Source organism: Streptomyces sp. NPDC006463, assembly GCF_042870715.1.
In the GTDB taxonomy this organism is placed as follows: Bacteria; Actinomycetota; Actinomycetes; order Streptomycetales; family Streptomycetaceae; genus Streptomyces.
This window is the reverse complement of sequence record NZ_JBIAHP010000004.1, coordinates 327374-350876: the sequence shown is the minus strand read 5'-3', so window position 1 is coordinate 350876 and position 23503 is coordinate 327374. Positions and strand designations below refer to the sequence as shown.

16 protein-coding genes are annotated in these 23503 nt (G+C 69.9%); 6 read left to right on the top strand and 10 right to left on the bottom strand.

The genetic code is table 11. The annotated features are described in order from the left end of the window. Nucleotides 1-103: 103 nt before the first annotated feature. Entirely contained in the window at nucleotides 104-1318 is a 1215-nt protein-coding gene (locus tag ACFYOB_RS10550) for an ROK family protein (protein ID WP_388557473.1), read from the bottom strand. A 576-nt stretch (nucleotides 1319-1894) separates the two neighbouring features. Here ACFYOB_RS10550 and mgtA point away from each other — a divergent pair. After that, nucleotides 1895-4639, top strand: a complete 2745-nt coding sequence (gene mgtA, locus ACFYOB_RS10545; protein WP_388557470.1) for a magnesium-translocating P-type ATPase — start codon at nucleotides 1895-1897, stop codon at nucleotides 4637-4639. A 271-nt stretch (nucleotides 4640-4910) separates the two neighbouring features. Here the strand turns inward: mgtA and ACFYOB_RS10540 are convergent, their stop codons facing one another. From ACFYOB_RS10540 to ACFYOB_RS10515, 6 genes are all read right to left on the bottom strand, one after another. Next, nucleotides 4911-5288 carry a hypothetical protein gene (locus tag ACFYOB_RS10540; protein ID WP_388557467.1) on the bottom strand — a complete coding sequence of 126 codons (378 nt, stop codon included), beginning with the start codon at nucleotides 5286-5288 and terminating at the stop codon, nucleotides 4911-4913. A 181-nt stretch (nucleotides 5289-5469) separates the two neighbouring features. After that, complete coding sequence (locus ACFYOB_RS10535) at nucleotides 5470-6405, bottom strand: carbohydrate ABC transporter permease (RefSeq protein ID WP_388557464.1); 936 nt, start codon at nucleotides 6403-6405, stop codon at nucleotides 5470-5472. 13 nt (nucleotides 6406-6418) lie between these two features. Continuing rightward, nucleotides 6419-7363 (bottom strand): carbohydrate ABC transporter permease, encoded by a 945-nt coding sequence (locus ACFYOB_RS10530; protein WP_388557461.1) that lies wholly within the window; start codon nucleotides 7361-7363, stop codon nucleotides 6419-6421. A gap of 19 nt (nucleotides 7364-7382) precedes the next feature. Further along, nucleotides 7383-8810 carry an N-acetylglucosamine/diacetylchitobiose ABC transporter substrate-binding protein gene (gene ngcE / locus ACFYOB_RS10525; RefSeq protein WP_388557689.1) on the bottom strand — a complete coding sequence of 476 codons (1428 nt, stop codon included), beginning with the start codon at nucleotides 8808-8810 and terminating at the stop codon, nucleotides 7383-7385. Between the two features lie 296 nt (nucleotides 8811-9106). Continuing rightward, entirely contained in the window at nucleotides 9107-11836 is a 2730-nt protein-coding gene (gene acnA / locus ACFYOB_RS10520) for an aconitate hydratase AcnA (protein ID WP_388557458.1), read from the bottom strand. Nucleotides 11837-11976: 140 nt separating this feature from the next. Beyond that, on the bottom strand, nucleotides 11977-12981 hold the full coding sequence (locus ACFYOB_RS10515) for a LacI family DNA-binding transcriptional regulator (RefSeq protein ID WP_388557455.1): 1005 nt from the start codon (nucleotides 12979-12981) through the stop codon (nucleotides 11977-11979). 84 nt (nucleotides 12982-13065) lie between these two features. Between ACFYOB_RS10515 and ACFYOB_RS10510 the strand changes: the two genes are divergently transcribed. After that, a complete protein-coding gene (locus ACFYOB_RS10510; protein ID WP_388557452.1) occupies nucleotides 13066-13866 on the top strand; it encodes a hypothetical protein in 801 nt (266 codons plus the stop codon). On the opposite strand, the gene ACFYOB_RS10505 is transcribed toward ACFYOB_RS10510, so the two are convergent. Then, nucleotides 13829-14692, bottom strand: a complete 864-nt coding sequence (locus ACFYOB_RS10505; protein WP_388557449.1) for a haloalkane dehalogenase — start codon at nucleotides 14690-14692, stop codon at nucleotides 13829-13831. The two genes, ACFYOB_RS10510 and ACFYOB_RS10505, sit on opposite strands and share 38 nt — an antisense overlap. A 97-nt stretch (nucleotides 14693-14789) precedes the next feature. Between ACFYOB_RS10505 and ACFYOB_RS10500 the strand changes: the two genes are divergently transcribed. Together ACFYOB_RS10500 and ACFYOB_RS10495 are read left to right on the top strand one after the other, a co-directional pair. Beyond that, nucleotides 14790-15272, top strand: coding sequence for a MarR family winged helix-turn-helix transcriptional regulator (locus ACFYOB_RS10500; RefSeq protein ID WP_388557446.1), 483 nt, complete (start codon nucleotides 14790-14792; stop codon nucleotides 15270-15272). 57 nt (nucleotides 15273-15329) lie between these two features. After that, nucleotides 15330-16859: a helix-turn-helix domain-containing protein gene (locus ACFYOB_RS10495; protein WP_388557443.1), complete on the top strand. Its 1530-nt coding sequence runs from the start codon at nucleotides 15330-15332 to the stop codon at nucleotides 16857-16859. Between the two features lie 93 nt (nucleotides 16860-16952). Here ACFYOB_RS10495 and ACFYOB_RS10490 read toward each other — a convergent pair whose 3' ends face one another. Continuing rightward, nucleotides 16953-18041, bottom strand: coding sequence for a methyltransferase domain-containing protein (locus ACFYOB_RS10490; RefSeq protein ID WP_388557441.1), 1089 nt, complete (start codon nucleotides 18039-18041; stop codon nucleotides 16953-16955). Between the two features lie 238 nt (nucleotides 18042-18279). Between ACFYOB_RS10490 and ACFYOB_RS10485 the strand changes: the two genes are divergently transcribed. Continuing rightward, complete coding sequence (locus tag ACFYOB_RS10485) at nucleotides 18280-19677, top strand: cytochrome P450 (RefSeq protein ID WP_388557438.1); 1398 nt, start codon at nucleotides 18280-18282, stop codon at nucleotides 19675-19677. Here ACFYOB_RS10485 and ACFYOB_RS10480 read toward each other — a convergent pair. Further along, entirely contained in the window at nucleotides 19607-21271 is a 1665-nt protein-coding gene (locus ACFYOB_RS10480) for an MFS transporter (RefSeq protein ID WP_388557436.1), read from the bottom strand. The two genes, ACFYOB_RS10485 and ACFYOB_RS10480, sit on opposite strands and share 71 nt — an antisense overlap. 83 nt (nucleotides 21272-21354) lie before the next feature. On the opposite strand from ACFYOB_RS10480, the gene ACFYOB_RS10475 reads away from it, so the two are divergent. Continuing rightward, nucleotides 21355-23421, top strand: coding sequence for a prolyl oligopeptidase family serine peptidase (locus ACFYOB_RS10475; RefSeq protein WP_388557434.1), 2067 nt, complete (start codon nucleotides 21355-21357; stop codon nucleotides 23419-23421). Nucleotides 23422-23503: the final 82 nt, after the last annotated feature.

The following is a 23503-nucleotide window of genomic DNA, read 5'->3' as shown; positions in this document are numbered from 1 at the left end:
GACGAGGCCGCAGCACTGCGGCCGAGGTGGATGTGAGTCAACCTCGGCCGCAAGTTTGCCGTCAAGGAGTGAATCCTTAACGAGATGACAACGGTGCCATCCGTTATCTAACTGAAGACATGGCGGCTGAAGCACGCACTCCACTTCCATGATCTGACAAAAGTGTCGAATCGCCCATTTCACTGAGCACGAGGGCTAGTGCGCCGAGCACCTCGGCCCGCCCGCCCAGGGACCCGGTCAGCACCGACAACTGGCGCGCCGCGCTCGGGATCGCGTACCTTCCGACCGATTCACGGATGGGCGCCAGGACGAGTTCACCCGCCTCCGCGAGCGAGCCGCCCAGGACCACCCGGCTCGGGTTCAGGAGGTTGCACAGGCTGGCCACCCCGCTGCCGACGTGGCGGCCCACGTCCGTGATGACGCGGCGGCAGCCCGGGTCTCCCTCGCGGGCCAGTTCGACCACCCGCTCCATCGTCAACTCCGGTCCGTGGCTGCCCTGGAGCAGCGGAAGCACGTACCGGGCCGCGGCGAAGGTCTCCAGGCAGCCGCGGTTCCCGCAGCGGCACACCGGACCCGATTCGTCCAGGGTGATGTGCCCGATCTCGCCCGCCGTGCCGCCGGGGCCGCGGTAGATCTGACCGTTGATCACCAGTCCCGCGCCGACGCCGCTGGCGACCTTGATGTAGGCGAGGTCTTTTACTCCCCGCCCACTCCCCCAGACGAGTTCACCGAGGGCCCCGAGGTTCGCGTCGTTGTCCACGTACACGGGTACGCCGAGGCGCTGCGAGAGTTCCTGGCGGGGGTTGATGCCGGCCCAGCCCGGGAGGATCGCGGTCGAGCCCAGGGTCCCGGACTCCACGTCGATCGGGCCGGGGACGCCGAGGCCGACGCCGATGGCCTTGTCCAGGCTCACCCCGATGCCCGCGATCAAGCGTCCGACCAGTGCTTCCGCCCGGTCGAAGCCCTCCACCCAGGAAGCGTCCACGTCGAGCGGCTCGGCCTCCTCCGCCAGCACCTGGTGGGCCAGGTTCCCGACCGCCACCCGCAGGTGGGTATGGCCGAAGTCCACACCGATCACGATGCCGGCGTCGCCGCTGAGCGACACGCTGCGGGCCCGCCGGCCGCCCGCCGAGGTGTCGGTGACCTCGACGGTCCCGCCGTCCTTGAGCTCGCGGACGATGTTGGAGACCGTGGCCGCCGACAGTCCGGTGGCGCGGGCGATCTCCGCCTGGGTCAGCGAACCCGCGAGCCGCACCGCCCGCACGACCCGTTCGAGATTCGCGCGATGCAGCGAAGACTGCGATCCGGGCGTCTGCACGACTCATCCACTCCTGCCCATAAGCGACGGCCAGCCGTCGCCCCCCGGCCGGGGAACGTCGCAGATGCTCTCGCTCCGAGACCCCGGCGTCTCTCCAACTTGTGAACCTTAAGTCGAGCCTTTGTCCCTCGACACGTCAAGAGGCTGACACGGCACGAACCGGCAACTACTGGCCATAAGGGGGAGAGAACGGTCGCCCGGATCGTGTTACGGTCGCCGAGGCGCCGGTCCTCTGCGGCCTTTCCGGCCGGACCGCGCCTGCAATGACAGCGCTATGCGAGGAGGTGTTCGGGATGAGTCCCGATCGAAGTCCTCGCCGCGCTCTCGCTCTCGCCGGCTGACCCGCTGACCGGTCGGCCTTTCCCTGAGTACGCACGGCTGCGGTCACCCGCTGCATCCGTGCCGTTCCGCGTTTCCCTTTCCTTGCGCATGTCCTGACCCTTCTGTCAGGCATACGTCATCCATGCCCCCGGCGCATCCCGTGGCCCGTCCGCGGCACCCTGCGCCGATCAGTGATCACTCCACGTGACCGCTCGGCTTCGCGCTGCCCGGACACCGTGGAGGGAGGTATTCGTCATGACCATGCTCACCCCGCGTACCCCGGCGAAGCTCGCACCGCCGGGCCGGTCCCGCCGCGAGCGCGCCGCCGCCGAGCTGGAGGCCCGTACCCGGACCGTCGGCGAGCGCCTCGCCGAGGTCAGCTCCCAGCCCGTTGTCCGGGTCCTGCAGTCCGTCGACGCCTCGCCGAACGGCCTCACCCACGCCGAGGCGGCGCTGCGCCTGGAGCGGCACGGCAGCAACGTCATCGCCCAGGAGCGCGCCCCGCGCTGGTTCGTCCAGCTGGGCAAGGCGTTCTGGAACCCCTTCATCGGCGTCCTCGTCTTCCTCGCCGCGATCATGTACTGGCAGGACCCCGAGGACCCGGGCGTCGTCATCCTCTCCGTGATGGTGGGGATCAGCGGGCTGCTGCGGTTCTGGCAGGAGCACCGCTCGGGCCGCGCCGCCGACGCGCTGAAGAAGCTCGTGACCACCACCTGCGCGGTGCAGCGCCGGGCCGGCAGCGGCGCCGCGCCCACCACCTTCGAGGTGCCCATGGACCAGGTGGTCCCCGGCGACGTGGTCAAGCTGGCCGCCGGCGACCTGATCCCGGCCGACCTGCGGCTGATCACCTCCAAGGACCTGATGATCAGCCAGGCCGCACTGTCGGGCGAGTCCCTGCCGGTCGCCAAGGCCGACCTCTCCTCTCGCACCACTGGGGGCACCCCCGGCGCCGGTCTGGGCGGTCGGGGGACGGCCGACCCGGTCGACGCCGACAACCTGTGCCTGATGGGGACCTCGGTCACCTCCGGCACCGCCACCGGAGTCGTGGTCACCACCGGCGCCGACACCTACTTCGGCTCGATGGCGGGCTCGCTCGTCGGTGAGCGCCCGCAGACCAACTTCGACAACGGCGTGCGCAAGGTCAGCTTCCTGCTGATCCGCTTCATGCTGGTCATGGTCCCGGTCGTCTTCATGATCAACGGGCTCACCAAGGGGGACTGGAACGAGGCCTTCCTCTTCGGTGTCGCCGTCGCCGTCGGCCTGACCCCCGAGATGCTGCCGATGGTGGTCTCCGCCAACCTGGCTCGCGGCGCGATGGCCATGTCCAGGCGCAAGGTGGTCGTCAAGCGGCTGGGCGCGATCCAGAACCTTGGCGCGATGGACGTGCTCTGCACCGACAAGACCGGCACCCTCACCGAGGACCGGATCGTCCTGGACCGCTACCTGGACGTGCACGGCGACGAGGACAACGAGGTCCTGGAGTACGGCTACCTCAACGCGCACTTCCAGACGGGCCTGAAGAACCTGATGGACCAGGCGGTCGTCGACCGCGTGGGCGAGGCCGAGGAGGCTGTCGTCGACGCGCGGTTCTCGATGGTCGACGAGATCCCCTTCGACTTCGCCCGGCGCCGGATGTCCGTGGTCCTGAACCGCAACTCCCTCGTGGGCGGCCTCGGCCGGTCCGAGCACATCATGATCACCAAGGGGGCGGTCGAGGAGGTCCTGGACCTCTGCACGCACATGACGGACCGCGGCGAGAAGGTCGAGCTGACCGAGCAGCTGCGGTGGCACGTCACCCGGATCGCCGAGGACAACAACCGGCAGGGCCTGCGGGTCCTGGCCGTGGCCACCCGCACGATCGGCACGCCGCGCGACACCTACACGGTCGCCGACGAGGACCGGCTGACCCTGATCGGCTTCCTCGCCTTCCTCGACCCGGCGAAGGCCGACGCCGCCCGGGCCCTGACGGGCCTGGCCGACAAGGGCATCGCGGTGAAGGTGGTCACCGGCGACAACGACCTCGTGGCCGCCCGGGTCTGCGCCGACGTCGGCATCGACGTCGGGCACGTGGTGCTCGGCGCCGACATCGACGCCCAGGGCGACACGGCGCTGCGCTCGCTGGCCGCCCGTACGACCGTCTTCGCCAAGGTCAACCCGGTCCAGAAGGCCCGGATCGTACGGGCCCTGCAGGCCGAAGGCCACACCGTCGGGTTCCTCGGGGACGGCATCAACGACGCGGCCGCGCTGCGCGACGCCGATGTCGGCATCTCGGTCGACACGGCCGTCGACATCGCCAAGGAGTCGGCGGACATCATCCTGCTGGAGAAGGACCTCACCGTCCTGGAGCAGGGCGTGGTCCAGGGCCGGACCACCTTCGGCAACACGATCAAATACATCAAGATGACGGCGTCGTCGAACTTCGGCAATGTCTTCTCGGTGCTGGTGGCGAGCGCCTTCATACCCTTCCAGCCGATGCTGGCGATCATGCTGCTCGTGCAGAACCTGGTCTACGACATCTCCCAGCTGGCCACGCCGTGGGACCGGATGGACGAGGAGTACCTGCGCAAGCCGCGCAACTGGGACGCCAAGGGCATCTTCCGCTTCATGGTGACGATCGGCCCCGTCAGCTCCGTCTTCGACATCTCGATGTTCCTGATCATGTGGCACGTCTTCGCCGCCGACAGCGAGGCGAGCCAGTCCCTCTTCCAGTCCGGCTGGTTCATCGAGGGCCTGCTCTCGCAGACCTTGATCGTCCACATGATCCGTACCCGGAAGATCCCCTTCATCCAGTCCCGCGCCTCCTGGCCGGTGATGGTGATGACGCTCCTCGCGGTGCTGACCGGGCTGTACCTGCCGTTCTCCCCACTGGCCGCCTCGCTGGGCTTCGTGGCCCTGCCGGCGAGCTACTTCCCGTGGCTGATCGGCGTGCTCCTCGCGTACTGCACGCTCACGCAGGTCGTGAAGGCCTGGTACATCCGCACGTTCAACACCTGGCTGTAGGAGCCACGCACGACGGGAGGGGACGGGCTCCGGCTGATCAGCCGGAGTGGCAGATGGCCGGGCATCCGGCCGCCGCCCTCGGCTTCGGGGCGGGCGGCCGGCCTGAACACCGAAGCCGTTCTCCGGTGCTCCGCAGCGGTGGGCTGCCCCGCCGGAACCGGGCTGTTCATCCTGGCGGCCTTCGGCAGGGCGGGCGTCGTCGGAGCCACCCCCTCCCGCCCCCCCTGGGCCGCCAGACGATCGCGCCCGCCGCACCCTCGGAGCGTCCCGATCAACTCGGTTGGGCCCCCCGTCTCTTCGGGGCGGGAGGAGCCGCGATCTTGGTGATCAGATTGACCAGATACTCGGGGGACTCCGTGATCCACGCGTCCAACTCCCTGGCCCGGTGCTCCCGGCGGTCACTCAAATAAGTGGCGAAGAAGATCGCCGGACCCTCGTACCCGGATTCGCGGAACTGGACCAGGCCGATGAATCCTGCCTCCGGATCGTTGTCCCTCGTAAGGTCCGAGATCAGGACATCCGGCTGCCGGACGACCAGTTCCCGCAGCGCGTCGGCCGTCGTCGGCACCAGGGTTACCGCCGCCCCGAACCCCCTCAGGCTTTCAGCCAGCGACGTTACCTCGCTGCCCTCAGCGATGTGATCGTCCACCCAGAGGAGGTTCAGGCCGTGGAAGTCGGGCTGCACCGGCCTAGGGACTGACCGGGAGGTGGCGGTCCCAGCCGCGCTGGGCGCCATTCGGACGGAGCAGTCCGACTGCATCCCGGCCCCCTTCTTCGGCGCGGAGGAAGGGGGCCGGGCTGACGTCGTCCGGTGCGGCGTCGGCGCGGCCCTACTTGAGGGTGGCGGAGGTCAGGCCCGCCTGGATCTGGCGCTGGAAGGAGAGGTAGACCGCCAGCATGGGGATGATCGCGATGGTGGCGCCGGCGAACAGCACCGGCAGGTCCGTCTCGTAGCCCATCTGGTACTGGAGCTGGATGAGCCCCTGCGTGAGCATGTAGCGCTCGGGCTCGCCGCTCGTCTGCGGCTGCATCAGCACGGCGGGCAGGATGTACTGGTTCCACTGGCCCAGGACGTTGAAGATCCCGACGCTGATCAGGCCGGGCTTGGCCATGGGCAGCATCACCTGGAAGAAGATCCGGGTGTCGGAGGCCCCGTCGATGACCGCCGCCTCGTGTATCGCCGTGGGCAGCGTCCGGAAGAAGGAATGCATGAAGAAGACGGTGAACGGCATCGAGTAGGCGACGTACACCAGGATCAGGCCCTGGTAGGTGTTCAGCATGTCGAAGCGCTTGACCATGAAGAACAGCGGTACGAGCGCCAGGAACACCGGGAACATCGCCCCGCTGACGAAGAAGTAGTAGATGACCCGGTTGCCCGTGAAGGGGTAGCGGGCGAGTACGTACGCGGCCATCGAGCCGAGCAGCATCGTCAGCGGGACCGAGAACACCAGCACGATGAGGGTGTTGGCGAAGTAGCCGCCGATGCCCTTCTCCCAGGCGCGGCCGAAGGCGTCGAAGTGCCAGTTCGAGGGCCAGCTCAGGGCCGAGCCGCCGATCTGCGCGTCCGTTTTGAAGGAACCGAGCGCGAGCCAGATCAGGGGCAGCACGATCATTATCGCCCAGAGGACGAGGAAGCCGTGCGAGAAGACGTTGAGGACCATGCCCTCGGAGCGTCCCTCGCCCCGCTCCCCCGTCCGGCCTGTTTTGCCCGACCGCTCCGCGGCAGCTTCGCCCGGAGCCTTGATCACTGTGGACTGTGCAGCCATCGTCGAACTCCGCTCAGAACTCGATGCGCTCGCGGCGGGTGGCGCGCAGCGTGATGATGGAGAGGATCATGGTCAGGGCGAGCATGACCACGCCCATGGCGCAGGCGTAGCCGCTCTTGCCGAAGTACAGGAAGTTGCGCATCAGCACCGTCGACATGACCTCGCTGTGGTGGTCGGGTCCGCCGCCGAACTGGCCCGAGGTCATGGTCGACACCAGGACGAACATGTCCATCGCGGCGATGCCCAGATAGACCGCGGACGTCTGCACAGAATCCCACAGCAGCGGCAGGGTGACCCTGAAGAACGTCTGGGCGCGCCCGGCGCCGTCGAGCAGCGCGGCCTCGTAGATGTCCTTGGGGACGGACTGCATGGCCGCCGAGAACAGCACGAGGTAGAAGCCGACTCCGTGCCAGACGACCACGAACAGCAGGGCCCAGAGGACGAAGTCGGGCTCGTTGAGCCATTCGACGGGGTGCTGCGCGTCGATCAGGCCGATCTGGGTGAGGAAGCCGTTGAGCAGGCCGCCCTCGTCGCTCCGGTAGATCGCGCCGAAGAGCACGGAGAGGATGGCGAGGGAGAGGACCTGCGGGAAGAAGTAGACGATCTTGTAGACGCGCGATCCGCCGACGCCCCGTACTCCGCCGGCTCCGCTGCGCCCTCCCGCGTTGACCATGAAGGCGAAGAAGAGGGCGAGCAGGATGGTGACGACCGGGACGAACACCAGGAGCAGCAGGTTGTGCCAGAGGGCGCCGCGGAAGACCTCGTCCTTCAGCAACGTCGCGTAGTTGTCCGTGCCGACGAAGTCGAACGTCGGGGACTGGCCGCTCCAGTTGGTGAAGGAGTAGCCGAACGTCTGTACGTACGGCCAGATGACGAAGGTCAGGTACAGCGCGAGGGGCGCGATGAGGAAGCCGGCGATGAAACCGGCCCGCCCCTTGCTCTGGGCTACATGGCTCATGATGTCCGTCCCCGCGGTGTCAGGCGCGCTTGTTGTTCTTGGCGTTCGGGTCCTTGGCCGCCTTGTCTACCGCAGCCTGGGCCCGCTTGATCCACTCCTTTGGCTGGATCCGCTGGGCCATCAGCTCATTGGACGCGTTCTGGATCTCGGTGTCCATCTCGCTGTACCAGTCGGGGTAGCGGTAGCTGAACGTGTTGCTGCCCGCGGCCTTGAGCGCCTCCACGGCCGACTGGGTGCCCGGCCGCAGCTTGACGCCCGGGTCCACGCCGTTCTTGACGACGGTGAGCGAGTTGGCCTGCTGGGCGAAGATCGTCGACCATTCGCGGGACAGCATCGAGCGCAGGAACTCGAAGCCGGCGGCCTTGTTGGCGGCCTTCTCCGGGACGATGAAGGGCTCGTCGACACCGGCCCGGATGGCCTCGAAGGGCAGCTTGCTGTCGGCGAGCAGCGGCATCGGCAGGAACTTCATGTCGAAGTCCTCCGGGGTCTGCTTCAGCTGCTCGTTCTCCAGCCAGGAGCCGGAGGGGATGAAGGCGGCCTTGTACTGGTTCCAGGCGGTCTGGGACTCCGTGTGGGTGAGGCCGTTGGTGCCCGGCATCAGCAGGCCCTTCTCGACCACCTCGTAGACCGCCTCGACCGCGGCGAGGGCGGCCGGGTTGCCCTCGAAGGCGTTCGGCTCCAGGTTGTCGATCGCCTTCATGGCCTCCAGACCGCCCTTCTTGGCGATCAGGTCCATGATGACGACATTGATGTAGTACGGGAACTTGCCCTGGTGGGCGAGGCCGCCGATGCCGGCTTCCTTGGCCTTGGTGCAGACGGCCAGGAACTCGTCCCAGGTCTTCGGCGGCGCCCAGCCCTTCTCCTTGAAGAGCTTGCCGGAGTACCAGAAGCCGAACACGGCGTAGACGTACTTCAGCACGACGTACTTGCCGCCCTGCAGGCCCTGTTCGTAGGCACCTTCGACCAGGGTGTCGCGCACCTTCTTGGTCGGGTCGTCGAGCGAGGGCGCGTCGAGCACGGCGGTGAGGTCGGCGAGCTGGTCACCCTTGGCGAGCACGTCCAGCTTGATCTGCTGGGCGCCGGAGTCGTCGACGACGTCCGGCGGGTTGCCGGCGTTGAAGCGCGGCTGGAGCTTGGCGGTGATCTCCTGGGTACCCAGGTGGGAGCTGGTGGTGCCCCACTTCTTGTCGAAGGCGGCCTCCCAGGCCTTCGCGTAGTCGTCGCCGAACCCGCCCTTGAAGACGACGACGTCCAGCTTGCCGCCCTTCGCTACGCCGAAGGGGTTCTCCTTGGTCACGGCGCCCTTGTCGGGGCCCTTCGTGGAGTTCTCTTCACCTCCTGAGGCGCAGGCGGACAGGAAGCTCATCGTCGGCACCGTGATCAGTCCGAGTGCTGCGGAGCGCTTGATCAGATCACGGCGCCCGAGGCCCTCACCAGTGGATCCCATGCTCATGTCCTCGCCTTCGTCAGAAGTGTGAAGGAAGCCGGAGAATCGCGGCGTTGCCGTGCATGCGGACATTCCCGCAGATCCCCGCCCGCCCCCGCTCCGGAGCCGATCGTCTCGCGGTGATCCGGACGGGCACAGGTATAGTCCACTTCCGCTCGTGTGAGCAAGATCATGCACACGTATGGCCGTCGGCTTTTCCGAGTTGAGACCTGTCCGTCACCTGGGACAGCCGCCGGAAAAGCGGAAGGGCCGTACCCCCTTGGCGGGGATACGGCCCTTTGGCGCCGATGGCGTGCTCAGCCGCGGATCAGGTTGCGGAGCACGTACTGCATGATGCCGCCGTTGCGGTAGTAGTCCGCCTCACCCGGCGTGTCGATGCGGACGACCGCGTCGAACTCCACACCGGTGTCGGTGGACACCTTGACGGTGCGCGGGGTGGTGCCGTTGTTCAGCACCTCCACACCGGTGAAGGCGAAGGTCTCCTCGCCGGTGAGGCCCAGGGAGGCCGCCGTGGCACCCTCGGGGAACTGCAGGGGCAGGACGCCCATGCCGATCAGGTTGGAGCGGTGGATGCGCTCGTAGGACTCGGCGATGACGGCCTTGACGCCGAGCAGCGCGGTGCCCTTGGCGGCCCAGTCGCGGGACGAGCCCGAGCCGTACTCCTTGCCCGCCAGGATGACCAGCGGGATGCCGGCGGCCTGGTAGTTCTGGGAGGCGTCGTAGATGAAGGAGACCGGCGCGCCCTCGACGGTGAAGTCGCGGGTGAAGCCGCCCTCGGTGCCCGGCGCGATCTGGTTGCGCAGGCGGATGTTGGCGAACGTACCGCGGATCATGACCTCGTGGTTGCCGCGGCGGGAACCGTACGAGTTGAAGTCGCGGCGCTCGACGCCGTGCTCGGTGAGGTACTTGCCGGCCGGGGTGTCGGCCTTGATCGCACCGGCCGGGGAGATGTGGTCGGTGGTGACCGAGTCGCCCAGCTTCGCCAGCACGCGGGCGCCGGCGATGTCGGAGACCGGGGTGGTCTCCATGGTCATGCCCTCGAAGTAAGGGGGCTTGCGCACGTAGGTGGACTGCGGGTCCCACTCGAACGTGTTGCCGGTCGGGATCGACAGCGCCTGCCACTGGGCGTCGCCCGCGAAGACGTCCTGGTAGGACTTGTTGAACATGTCCTCGCCGATGGCGTTCGCCACGACGTCGTTGACCTCGGCCTCGGACGGCCAGATGTCCGCGAGGAAGACCGGCTTGCCCTCGGTGTCGATGCCGATGGCGTCCTTGGTGATGTCCACCTTCATGGAGCCCGCGATGGCGTACGCGACGACCAGCGGCGGGGAGGCCAGGTAGTTCATCTTGACGTCGGGGTTGATGCGGCCCTCGAAGTTGCGGTTGCCCGAGAGGACCGAGGTGACCGCGAGGTCGTGCTCGTTGATCGCCTTCGAGATCTCCTCGTCCAGCGGACCGGAGTTGCCGATGCAGGTGGTGCAGCCGTACCCGACGAGGTTGAAGCCCATCTTGTCGAGGTACGGGGTCAGGCCGGCCTTGTCGAAGTAGTCGGTGACGACCTTCGAGCCCGGGGCCAGGGTGGTCTTGACCCACGGCTTGCGCGACAGGCCCTTCTCGACCGCCTTCTTCGCCACGAGGGCCGCGGCCACCATGACGTAGGGGTTCGAGGTGTTGGTGCAGGACGTGATCGCGGCGACGGTGACGGCGCCGTGGTCGATCTCGAAGGAGGAGCCGTCGGCCAGGGTGACCAGGGTCGGGCGGGTCGGCACGCCGTTGACGGCGGCCGGGGCGTCGGAGGCCGGGAAGGACTCCTTGCCCGCCTCGTCGTCGTCCTCGACGTAGTTGCGCACGTCCTGCGCGAACTGCTCGGCGGCGTTGGCCAGGACGATGCGGTCCTGCGGGCGCTTCGGGCCGGCGATGGAGGGGACGACCGTGGAGAGGTCGAGCTCCAGCTTCTCGGAGAAGTCAGGCTCGGCGGCCGGGTCCAGCCACAGGCCCTGCTCCTTGGCGTACGCCTCGACGAGCGCGACCTGCTGGGCGTCGCGGCCGGTCAGGCGCAGGTACTTCAGGGTCTCGTCGTCGATCGGGAAGATCGCGGCGGTGGAGCCGAACTCCGGCGACATGTTGCCGATGGTGGCGCGGTTCGCCAGCGAGGTGGCGGCGACGCCCTCACCGTAGAACTCGACGAACTTGCCGACGACGCCGTGCTTGCGCAGCATCTCGGTGATGGTCAGCACCAGGTCGGTGGCGGTGGTGCCGGTCGGCAGCTCGCCGGTCAGCTTGAAGCCCACGACGCGCGGAATCAGCATGGAGACCGGCTGGCCGAGCATCGCGGCCTCGGCCTCGATGCCGCCGACGCCCCAGCCCAGCACGCCGAGGCCGTTGACCATGGTGGTGTGCGAGTCGGTGCCGACGAGGGTGTCGGGGTAGGCCACACCGTTACGGACCATGACCGTGCGGGCCAGGTGCTCGATGTTGACCTGGTGGACGATGCCGGTGCCCGGGGGGACGACCTTGAACTCGTCGAAGGCGGTCTGGCCCCAGCGCAGGAACTGGTAGCGCTCCTTGTTGCGGCCGTACTCCAGCTCCACGTTCTGGGCGAACGCGTCGTTGGTGCCGAACTTGTCGGCGATGACCGAGTGGTCGATGACCAGCTCGGCCGGGGCCAGCGGGTTGATCTTGGACGGGTCGCCGCCGAGGGCCTTGACGGCCTCACGCATGGTGGCGAGGTCCACGACACACGGGACACCGGTGAAGTCCTGCATGATCACGCGGGCCGGCGTGAACTGGATCTCCTCGCTGGGCTGGGCCTGCGAGTCCCAGTTGCCGAGCGACCGGATGTGGTCGGCGGTGATGTTCGCGCCGTCCTCGGTACGGAGCAGGTTCTCCAGCAGCACCTTCAGGCTGTAGGGAAGGCGGGCCGAGCCCTCAACCTTGTCCAGCCGGAAGATCTCGTACGACTCGTCGCCCACCTGCAGCGTGCTGCGGGCGTCGAAGCTGTTCGCCGACACGACAGTCTCCTTCATGCATGAATTTCGCGCGTATTACCGCATCCTGCCGCCACGCCCCTTGGCCAATCCGCTAAGGTAAGACTAAGTTAGGTAACCCTTACCAGCGGGGGCAGCTGCGGTACGCCTTCGGCAGATATCTCGATGTCGAGATAACTCTAGTACATGTCCGGGGGCAGGGACGAGGCACGTACCTGTAGGCCCGCCGGGACAGTGCGCTGTCCCGGGGATTCCGCATACCCGGATTCGATCAGTGTGACCAGCGCGGAGATCGCCGACTCGGCAATCCGTTCGGGGTTGAGGGTGACGGTGGTCACGGGCGGTTCGAACGCCCCGTACGCCGGGTCCTCGCTCGCGCAGACCAGCAAGAGGCCTCCGGGCGTACGGATTCCATGGCGCGCGGCGGCCGCCAGCACCTGGCGGCCGCCCGGATCGTAGAGGGAGTAGACGGCGTCGGGGCGGCCGGGCGCGGCGAAGGCCCGGTCGAAGGCCCGGCCCTGGTCGTCCTCGGGGTGGAAGGGGATCACCAGCGGGGGCAGACCGCGCTCCGCGCACCAGTGTTCGTAGACGGAGGTGACGGCCCTGGTGTAGAACTCCCGGCCGAAGCCGGAATGCAGGGCTGTGCGCCGGGCGCCGGAGGCGGCGAGGTGGTCGAGCACCTCGCGGGTGGTGGCCTCGTGGTCGTTGTCCACCCACACGTCGTCGGGCCGGGGGTCGGCGGGCCGCCCGTCGAAGACCACGGGCAGACCGCGCGCCCGCATGGCCCGGAGCACCGGATCGCCTTCCGGACTGTCGAGCAGCAGCATCCCGTCGACCGCCAGGGTGTGCCACAGGGGCTCGGCGCCGCGGTCCGCGGGCAGGCTGATCAGGGCGTAGCCGTGGGAGTGGGCAGCGGACGTGGCGGCGGTGAGCAGCCGGGAGAAGTACGCGACGCCCGCGAAGTCCCAGGTCCAGTCGGCGTAGGTGGTGACGGCGAAGCCGAGGGTGCCGGTGCGGGGGCCCCGGTGGGCTCCGTAGCCGAGGGCGGCGGCCACCTCCCGGACCCGGCGGCGGGTGCCGTCGCCGAGGCGGCCGGTGCCGTTGAGGGCGTGCGAGACCGTCGCCGTGGAGACCTCCGCGGCGCGCGCGACATCGGCGATCGTCGGTCCGGGCACGCGGGCCATCGTACGGATTCCGTCGTCCGGGGTGGGTTCCGGTTACGGGGTTAACCAAAGAGTGTCCTGGCCACATCGACGATCGGAGTGGTCATGACGTCTTCTTCCCTGTCCCGGCGGGGCCTGCTCGCGGCGGCCGGAGCCGCCGGTGCGGCGGGTCTGCTCGGCGCGGCGGCCGGCAGCGCCTCGGCGACCCCTTCGGGGCGCGGCCCGGCGGCCCTGGTCATTCACGACGCGCGGGTGTTCAGCGGGTCCGGGACGGGCCGGCCGGCCGAGGCGGTGGCCGTCGGCCGGGACGGGAGGATCCTGGCCACCGGGGAGAACGCGGCGCTGCGCCGGTTCGTCGGCCGGGACACCGAGACGGTCGACGCGGGCGGCAATACCGTGATGAGCGGCATCCACGACGGGCACGTGCACCCGCTGGGCGCCGCGGACCGCTCGCTTAGGCCCTCGCTGGGCGGGGCGGAGACCACCGTGGAGGAGCTGCGGGAGATCCTCGGCGGGTTCCTGGCCGACTCCGGGGGCGCGGCGGCGGAGCCGGACCGCTGGTCTGGTGGTGCTGGACCGGGATGTGACCCGTTGTCCGGTGGCCGACATCAGCGGTACCGGGGTGCGGATGACCCTGGTCGGCGGCCGGGTGGTGCACGACGCGCAGTCCGCGGCGGGCCGGGCGGCTTCGGCGCGGGCCGCGCGGGCGGGATCCGGGCCGCGCCCGGTCTCGTACGCGGCGGTGCACGGCGGACGCCACCGGGCGTGCGGGTGCGGCGGCAGGGCCTGAGCCGGGCCCGGGCTGGGGCGGGGGCGGGACCGGGCTCGGGCTCGGGGGCCGGGCGGGGTCGGGCCCGGGGCCGGGCCGTCAGCGGAGGAGGTCGTGCCGCAGGGCCCAGGAGCTGACGGCGGCGGCGATCTCCTCGGGCCGGTCCTCCGGGGCGAGGTGGGCGGCCGGGCCGCAGTACTCGGTCTCCAGCGCGGAGATGTGCTCCGCGCACCACGCCGCCTGCTCGGCCTTGATCATCAGGGCGGGCGAGCCGTCGAAGGTGAGGAGCAGCTTGGGCACCTCCGGGCTGGCGGCCAGCCAGGCGTCGTACGCCTCGACGACGGCGAGCACGTCGGCCGGCCGCCCGTCGATCGGCAGCGAGCGGGCCCACCGGAGCATGGGCAGCCGGCTCTCGCGGGTCGGGTAGGGCGCGGCGTAGACGGCGCGGTCCGCCTCGCTCATCGGGTTCAGCACCGTCTGCCGGATGCTGTCCTCGATGAAGATGTTCCGGTCCAGGACCATCTCCTCCCCCACCCCCGGGGTACGTATCGCCTCGAACCGGGCGCGGCCGGCGGGCGGGTACTCCGCCCAGCCGAGCGGCCGCACGATGGTCTCCATGAAGGCGAGGCCGCGGACCCGGCCGGGATGCCGGGCCGCCCAATCGAAGGCGAGCGCCCCGCCCCAGTCCTGGCCGACCAGCACCACCTCGTCGAGCCCGAGAGCCTCGAACCAGGCGTCCAGGTAACGGGCGTGGTCCGCGAACCGGTACTCCCCGCCCGGCTTGCCGGAGCGGCCCATGCCGATGAGGTCGGGGGCCAGGACCCGCACCCCTCCCTCGATCCGCGGCAGCACGCCCCGCCACAGGTGGGAGGAGGTGGGGTTTCCGTGGAGGAAGACGAACGGAACGCCTTCGCCACGGTCCTCGTAGTACATCGTCGAGTCGAGCACGCCGGTCACGGGCACGGGAGACCCCCTTCGAGGATCGTTTGGATGACTAACGTTGGTGACACGAACGAAGTTATACCGTTAGTGCCACTAACGCAATGGATAACATCGACCCATGACCACGGAAGAGAACGAGACCGTGCCCGCGCGGCTGCGCAAGCTGCCCAGCCGACTGCTGGGGCAGGCCTCGACGCACGCGCAGCGACTGGTGACCGAGAGCCTGAGCGGGGCAGATGCGCATAAATGGCATTACGCGGCATTGGTCGCCCTGGAGGAGTCCGGGCCGGTGAGCCAGGCCGCGCTGAGCACCCGTACCGGCATCCACCGCAGCGACCTCGTCGCCGTCATCAACGAGCTCACCGCGCGCGAACTGGTGGAGCGGGCCCCCGATCCCGAGGACCGGCGGCGCAATGTCATCACCCTCACACCGCTCGGCCGGCGCCGGCTGCGCAAACTGGAACAACTGCTCGAAGCGGCCCAGGAGGAACTCCTGTCCCCCCTGTCGACCCAGGAGCGCGACCAGCTGGTCCGGCTCCTCGGCCGGCTCGTCGAGCACCACGCCACCACCGGCCCCACCATGGGACCTGACGGTCGATAACACCCAAATAGCCCACCCCGCGCGATCAACATCTCATATCTGAGATACGGTGCAGCCATGGCAGACGACTACCTCGTACGCATCGGCAAGCTCATCCGTGACGCCCGGCAACACCGGGGCTGGACACAGAGTCAGCTCGCGGACGCACTCGGCACCAGCCAGAGCGCCGTGAACCGGATCGAGCGCGGCAACCAGAACATCAGCCTTGAGATGATCGCCCGCATCGGGGAAGCCCTCGACAGCGAGATCGTGTCTCTCGGCTACGCCGGCCCGATGCATCTGCGCGTCGTCGGCGGCCGTCGGCTGTCCGGTGCCATCGATGTCAAGACGAGCAAGAACGCCTGTGTCGCCCTGCTGTGCGCCTCTCTGCTCAACAAGGGCCGTACGGTGCTGAGGCGGGTGGCCCGCATCGAGGAGGTCTACCGCCTCCTGGAGGTCCTGAACTCCATCGGTGTCCGCACGCGCTGGATCAACGACGGCGTGGACCTGGAGCTGATCCCGCCGGCCCGCCTCGACATGGAGGCCATGGACGCGGACGCGGCCCGCCGGACCCGGAGCATCATCATGTTCCTGGGCCCCCTGCTGCACCGCATGGACAACTTCCGCCTCCCGTACGCGGGTGGCTGCGACCTCGGTACCCGGACCATCGAGCCGCACATGATCGCCCTGCGCCGCTTCGGCCTGGACATCACCGCGACCGAGGGCATCTACCACGCGCAGGTCGCGGCCGGGGTCTGCCCGGACCGCCCGATCGTGCTGACCGAGCGCGGGGACACGGTCACCGAGAACGCCCTCCTGGCCGCCGCCCGGCACGACGGCGTCACGGTCATCCGCAACGCCTCCTCCAACTACATGGTCCAGGACCTGTGCTTCTTCCTGGAGGCGCTGGGCGTGAAGGTGGAGGGCGTCGGCACCACCACCCTCACCGTCCACGGCATCCCGAACATCGACGTGGACGTGGACTACTCCCCCTCCGAGGACCCGGTCGAGGCGATGAGCCTGCTCGCCGCCGCGGTCGTCACGGAGTCGGAGCTGACGATCCGCCGGGTCCCGATCGAGTTCATGGAGATCGAGCTCGCGGTCCTGGAGGAGATGGGCCTCGACCACGACCGCTCGGCGGAGTACAACGCCGACAACGGCCGCACCCGCCTGGTCGACCTGACGGTCCGCCCCTCCAAGCTCGAAGCCCCGATCGACAAGATCCACCCGATGCCGTTCCCCGGGCTGAACATCGACAACGTCCCGTTCTTCGCGGCCATCGCCGCCGTCGCCCAGGGCCAGACCCTGATCCACGACTGGGTCTACGACAACCGGGCCATCTACCTGACCGACCTGAACCGCCTCGGCGGCCGCCTCCAGCTCCTGGACCCCCACCGCGTCCTGGTCGAGGGCCCCACCCGCTGGCGCGCGGCGGAGATGATGTGCCCGCCGGCCCTGCGCCCGGCGGTAGTGGTCCTCCTCGCGATGATGGCGGCCGAGGGCACCTCGGTGCTCCGCAACGTCTACGTCATCAACCGCGGCTACGAGGAACTGGCCGAGCGCCTCAACTCGGTGGGCGCCCAGATCGAGATCTTCCGGGACATCTAGCGGGAACAGCGGTCCCGAGCTCCCGTCACTCATCCCGGCGAGTGGCGGGGGCTCGGCGGGTCAGCCCCTTGCGGCGTTCTCGCGCACGGTGGTTCAGGCCACGAGAAGGCGGAGGCCGAGCTCTGCCGCGTCGAGGGCGACGAGGTCGCGGTTTCGTTCGGCCCACCGGCCTGAGGAGAGGTCGTCGCGGAGTCTGCCCACCGCTCGCCGCTCGGCCTGCGGGCCGACTCTGGTCCATACCGATACCGCGCGGCGCACATGTTCGTCCAGGTACGCCTCGGGCCGGCGCCAGTGCGCCTCGAAGAACCCGTCGGCGCAGTCCCACGGGATGAGCACCGGCTCCGCGCGGCCCCCGATCGCGCGGGTCAGGTCGGCCAGTGAGGGCCAGCCGACGAGGAGGTCGGCGAATTCAGGCAGGTAGTCGCGGGTGAGCCAGAACCGCTCACGCCGGCCGGTGTCACAGGCGTCGTACGTGAACACCACCACGCGGCGGGCCACGCGCCGCATCTCGCGCAACCCGGCGACCGGGTCCGGCCAGTGATGAACCGTGCTGACCGCCATCGCGGCGTCGAAGGACTGGTCCTCGAACGGGAGGCTCTCCGCACTGGCGGCCACGCACGGCGCCGCGCCCGCGGGGCGCTGTGCCCGCATGACCGCCGATGGTTCGACCGCCGTGACGTCGCGGTCGGCGGGCTCGTACGACCCGGTGCCGGCCCCGACGTTCAGTACCGTCCGGGCGTCCCCGAGCGCATCCCAGATCCTTGCCGCGATCCGCGGCTCGGTGCGCCGCGTCGCCGGGTATGCGGACCCGATCGTTTCGTACAACTGCGTGCCGAGCAGCTTCAGTTGTTCCTCCGGCGTCGTCCTGATCCCCATGGCCCGTGCCTCCAGTTCCCTGTCTATGGCCGTCACCGTGGCAGCAGCACGGTCGCGCTGTTCCAGCAGCAGGCCGCGCAGCAGGTGCAGGTGCGCGACCGCGTCGGTGGCCGGGTCGTCGACCAGATCCGCGATCTCGCGCAAGCCGAAGCCCAGCCGCCGGTAGGCGAGCACCTCCCGGAGTCGCTCGACGTCACCCGCCGAGTAGGCCCGGTACCCGGCCGCGGTCCGCGCGGACGGCCGCACGAGGCCGATCTCGTCATAGTGATGCAGCGTGCGGACGCTCACGCCGGCCAGTGCGGCCACACGTCCGACAGTCAGGTGCGCTTCCACGCCACCGACAATGCGGCATGACGCCACGTGAGGGTCAAGCGCTCCGCTCCTGCGTACCGCGCGTGGCCGACCATGACCGGGCGACGCACCCGCCACGACGCCCGCCCCGCCGGGCCGGCATCGGTTTTCGGCCTGAGGGACTGGGGTCCCTCGCCAGGAAGGGGCGGGGAGCGACAGAATCGGGCCGTCGGTACGAAACTGAGGGGCGGCCATGGCGGTTGGAACGAGCGCGGGTGCCGGTGCGGAGGTTCCCGCGCTGGCGGGGGTGCCGCTGCTGGGATCGCTCTTCGACCTGAAGTCCGACTCCCTCGGCACCTATCTGCGCGCCCAGCACCGGCACGGGGACGTCGTACGGATCACGGCCGGACCGCCCGGACTGCGGGCCGAGCTGTACTGCGTCTTCTCCGCCGAGGGGGCCCAGCAGGTGCTCGCCTCGGAATCGGCCAACTTCCGCAAGGACAACCCCTTCTACCAGGAGGTCCGCGACTCCTTCGGCAACGGTCTGCTGACCAGCCAGGACGAGGACTACCTGCGCCAGCGCCGGCTGGTACAGCCGCTGTTCACGCGGCGCCGGGTCGACGGCTACGCGGGGGCCGTCGCCGCCGAGACCGAGGCGGTCCTCGCCGCCTGGCACGAGGCCCCCGACGGCATCGTCGACGTCTCCGACCAGATGATGCACCTGGCCCTGCGCGCGGTCGCCCGGATCCTCTTCGGCACCGACGTGGAGGCCACCGTCGACGTCGTCGCCCGGTGTTTCCCGGTCATCACCGACTACGTCCTGCGCCGCGGCTACTCCCCCGCCAACATCCCGCGCAGCTGGCCGACACCGGCCAACAAGCGGGCGGCCGCCGCGATGGACGAGCTCTACGCGGTCTGCGACAAGATCATCGGCGAGCGGCGCGCCGACCCCGCGGACGGCCCGGGCGAGGACCTGCTCACGCTGCTCGCCGCCGCCAAGAGTTGCGACGACGCGGAGTTCGACGCCTCCGAACTCCGCGACCAGGTGCTGATCTTCCTGCTCGCCGGGCACGAGACGACCGCCACCTCCCTCTCCTTCGCCCTGCACCTGCTGGCCCGCCACCCCGAGGAGCAGCAGCGGGCGTGCGAGGAGATCAGCCGGGTGCTGGGCGACCGTACGCCCCAGGCCGCCGACCTCGACCGGCTCCCGTACCTCACCCAGGTCCTCAAGGAGGCGATGCGGCTCTACCCGGCCGCCCCGGTCATCGGCCGCAAGGCCGTCGCCGCCACCGAGGTCGGCGGGCACACCGTTCCCGCGGGCGCGGACGTGATACTGGCGCCGTGGGTGACGCACCGCCATCCGCTCTACTGGCCGGATCCCGACCGCTTCGACCCCGAACGCTTCACCCCGGAGGCGGAGGCGGGCCGGCCGCGCTACGCCTGGTTCCCCTTCGGTGGCGGCCCGCGCGCCTGCATCGGGCAGCACTTCTCGATGCTGGAGTCGGTGATCGCGCTGGCGATGATCCTGCGCGCGTACGAGTTCGAGGCCGTGGACACCGACGTTCCGGTCAGCGCCGGAATCACTCTGCGGACGGACGGCCCGGCGCGCTGCCGGGTCCGTCGCCGGGGCGGCCAGGGCCCGTCGGCCTAGGATCCGCGGACCGGCCGCTCTCCTCCTTCTCGGCCTCCTCCCCGCCCTCCGTCTTCGCCGGCACGTGGTTTCCCTGGAGCCGAGCGAGGTCCGAGGGCCGGACCTGGATGACGATCAGTGCGATCAGCGCACCGACCAGGGTGAACGCGGTCGCCACGACGAAGGCCGTGCTGATGCCCGAGGTCAGCACCTGGTCGCTCCACGGCTTGGGGAACTGTCCGGTCCGCTGGAAGAAGGCCTTCTGTACGGGGCTGGCCGTGCGCAGGAAGTCCGGCACCTGGTCCTTGGCCTCGTTGCGGCTGGCCGTGCCGAAGACGGTCACCAGGATCGACAGGCCGAGCGAACCGCCCACCTGCTGCATCGTGTTGAGCAGACCGGACGCCGCACCCGACTCCCGGTCGGCGACGTTGGACAGGGCCATCAGGGTGAGCGAGACGAACTGCAGGCCCATGCCCATGCCGAAGATCAGGAGGGGGCCGAAGATGCTGCCCAGGTACGTCGAGCCGATGTCGGTCTGCGTCAGCCAGGCGAGGCCCGTCGCCGTACACAGCGCGCCGGTGACCATGAAGGGTTTCGGCCCGAACTTCGGCAGCAGCTGCGAGGTGATGCCGGCACCCACGGCGACCACCACGCTCACCGGCAGGAAGGCGAGGCCGGCCATCAGCGGGCTGAAGCCCAGCACGATCTGCACGAAGAGGGTCAGGAAGAAGAACATGCCGAAGATCGCGCAGGCGAGCATGAGCATGATCCCGTAGGTCCCGGCCCGGTTGCGGTCGGCGAACATGTGCAGCGGGGTGATCGGCTGCGGCGAGCGGCGCTCGTTGAGGATGAACAGGGTCAGCAGGACCACGGCGGCGCCGAAGGCGGCGAGCGTGAACGTGTCGGTCCAGCCTTCCTGGGCGGCGCGGATGAACCCGTAGACGAGCGAGACCATGCCCAGGGTGGACAGCAGCGCGCCCGCGAGGTCGAAGTGTCCGGGGTGGCGCATGGACTCGCGGATGACCTTCGTGGCCATGACGGCTATCAGCGCGGCGATCGGGACGTTGACGAAGAACACCCAGCGCCAGTTGAGCCATTCGACGAGGACGCCCCCGGCGAGCAGCCCGATCGCGCCGCCGCCGGCCGAGACCCCGGCGAACACGCCGAACGCCCGGTTACGCGCCGGGCCTTCGCGGAAGGTCGTGGTGATCAGTGCGAGGGCGGTCGGGGAGGCGATGGCGCCGCCGACACCCTGGAGGGCTCGGGATGCCATCAGCTGACCCTCGTTCTGGGCGAGTCCGCCGAGGAGGGAGGCAAGCCCGAAGAGCAGGACGCCGAAGATGAAGACGCGCTTGCGGCCGAGGATGTCGCCCGTGCGGCCACCGAGGAGCAGCAGGCCGCCGAAGGCGAGCGTGTATGCGTTGACGACCCAGGAAAGGCTCTCGGTGGAGAAGCCGAGGGCCGTCTGGATGTGTGGCAGCGCGATGTTCACGATGGTGATGTCGAGGACCACCATGAGCTGGCAGGAGGCGATCACGAACAGGGCGAGCCCGTTCCCGCTCCCTCGGACCTTGCCGTCGGTCCCGGTGCTGGTCGGCGTTGCATTCGGGTCCACCCTGTCGACGCTATGCCCGCCACCCTGGGGTCACCACTCGAACGGCCTAGTGTCTGTGACATTGCACATGTCACACTACGATCATGGATGACTTCCTCAGGCTCTCCGCGAGCACGGCCCGGTTCACCTACGGCGCCCCGCGCGCCTTCGCCTTCGGGGACGAAGGGCGCCTCCTCTGGTTCCTCCGCTCGACCGGTCCCACCGACGCATTCGACAGCCTCTGGGTCCTCGACACGGCCACCGGCGCCGAGACCCGGCTTGCCGATCCCCGCGAGCTGTGCCCCGAGCCGGGCGAGCTCCCGGCCGTCGAGCGCCGGCTGCGCGAGCGGATCCGCCTCGTCGCCGCGGGCATCGGCTCGTACGCGCTCTCCGGCGACGGCGGGCGCGCCGTCTTCCCGCTCTACGGGCGGCTCTACGGGGTCAGCGCGGACGGGACCGGACGGCCTCAGGAGATACCCGCCGCCGGACCCGCCCTGGACCCCCGCCCCAACTCCGACGGCTCCCGCACCGCGTACGTCAGCGACGACGCCCTGTACGTCGCTCCCGGCGGCCGGGTCAGCCCGGCCGACGGGGCCCGCTGGGGCGTCGCCGAGTTCGCCGCCGCCGAGGAGCTCGGCCGCTCCCGGGGCCACTGGTGGTCACCCGACGGGGTCACCCTGCTCGCCGCCCGCGTCGCCGAGTCCGCCCTCCAGCGCCGGTACTTCGCCGACCCCGGCCGCCCCGAGCTCCCGGCCGAGGACTTCGCGTACCCCGAGGCGGGCGGGCCCAACGCCGACGTCCAGCTCTGGGTGCTCGGCCCGGACGGGGACCGGACACGGCTCGACTGGGACGCGCAGGCCTACCCGTACGTCTCCGACGCGGGATGGGAATCGGCCGGTGAGATCCTGCTGACCGTCCAGGACCGGCTCCAGCAATGCGTGCTGCTGCTCTCCGCCGACCCGGCCACCGGCCGTACCCGGGAGCTGTCCCGCACCTCGCACCCGCAGTGGGTGGACCCGCTGGTCCCGGGCACCCCGGCGCGCCTGCCCGACGGCCGGATGCTGACCGCCGCCGATACCGCCGGCGGGGCCGCCCGCGCACTCGCGGTGGACGGCGAGCTGCTCACCGGCGACGGGGTCCAGGTCCGCGGCGTGGCCGGGCTCCACGAGGGCCGGCTGCTGATCGAGGCCGGCCTGCGCGACCCCGCCGAGCAGCAGGTGCTGCTGCTGGACCCGGCGACCGGGGAGCTGACCCCGGTCGCCGACGGGCCCGGGGTGCACAGCGTGTCCGCCTCGGCCGGGACCCTGCTGCTGACCTCCGCCGACGCCGACGGGATCCGCCGCACCGTACGCACCCCGGACGGGCGGGAGTTCTCCCCCGCCGACCTGTCCCAGCGGCTGCCGTACCGGGTGGTCCCGGCCTTGGAGCGGGTCACCGAGCACGGCGTCCCGACCGCCCTCGTCCTCCCCCGCGACCACGTCCCCGGCCGACGGCTGCCCGTCCTGGTCGACGCGTACGGCGGACCCGGCTATCAGGACATCAGCGCCGAGCCCCGCCGCTGGCAGGCCAAGCAGTGGTGGGCCGACCAGGGCTTCGCGGTGGTCACCGTCGACAACCGCGGTACCCCGTACGTCTCGCCCGCCTTCACGCACGCCATGTACCGCGGCTTCTCCGAGGTCACCCTGGAGGACCAGGTCGCGGCGCTCCAGGCGCTCGGCGCCCGCCACGGCGACCTCGACCTCGGCCGGGTCGGCGTGCGCGGCTGGTCCTACGGCGGCTACCTGTCGGCGCTCGCGGTGCTGCGCCGCCCGGACGTCTTCCACGCGGCGTCCGCCGGGGCCGCGCCGACCGACTTCCGGCACTACGACACGGCGTACACCGAGCGGTACCTGGGCCTCCCGCAGGAGCAGGCCCGGCCTGACGACGTGTACGAGCGTGACTCCCTGATCCCCGACGCCCCGAAGCTGACCCGGCCGCTGCTGCTGACCACCGGCCTGGCCGACGACAACGTCCACCCCTCCCACACCCTGCGCCTGTCCCAGGCCCTGACGGACGCGGGCCGCCCGCACCAGCTGCTCGCCCTCCCCGGTGTCACGCACATGACCCCGGGCGGCACGAAGGAGAAGATCATGGCCCTGGAGCTGGAGTTCTTCCGCAGGGAACTGGGCTGATCCCACGCGAGCAGGGCCCCGCGGACGCCATTGGCCGCGGGGCCCTGCCTGCTTCCCCGGATCCCCGTCAGTCACCCGGGGG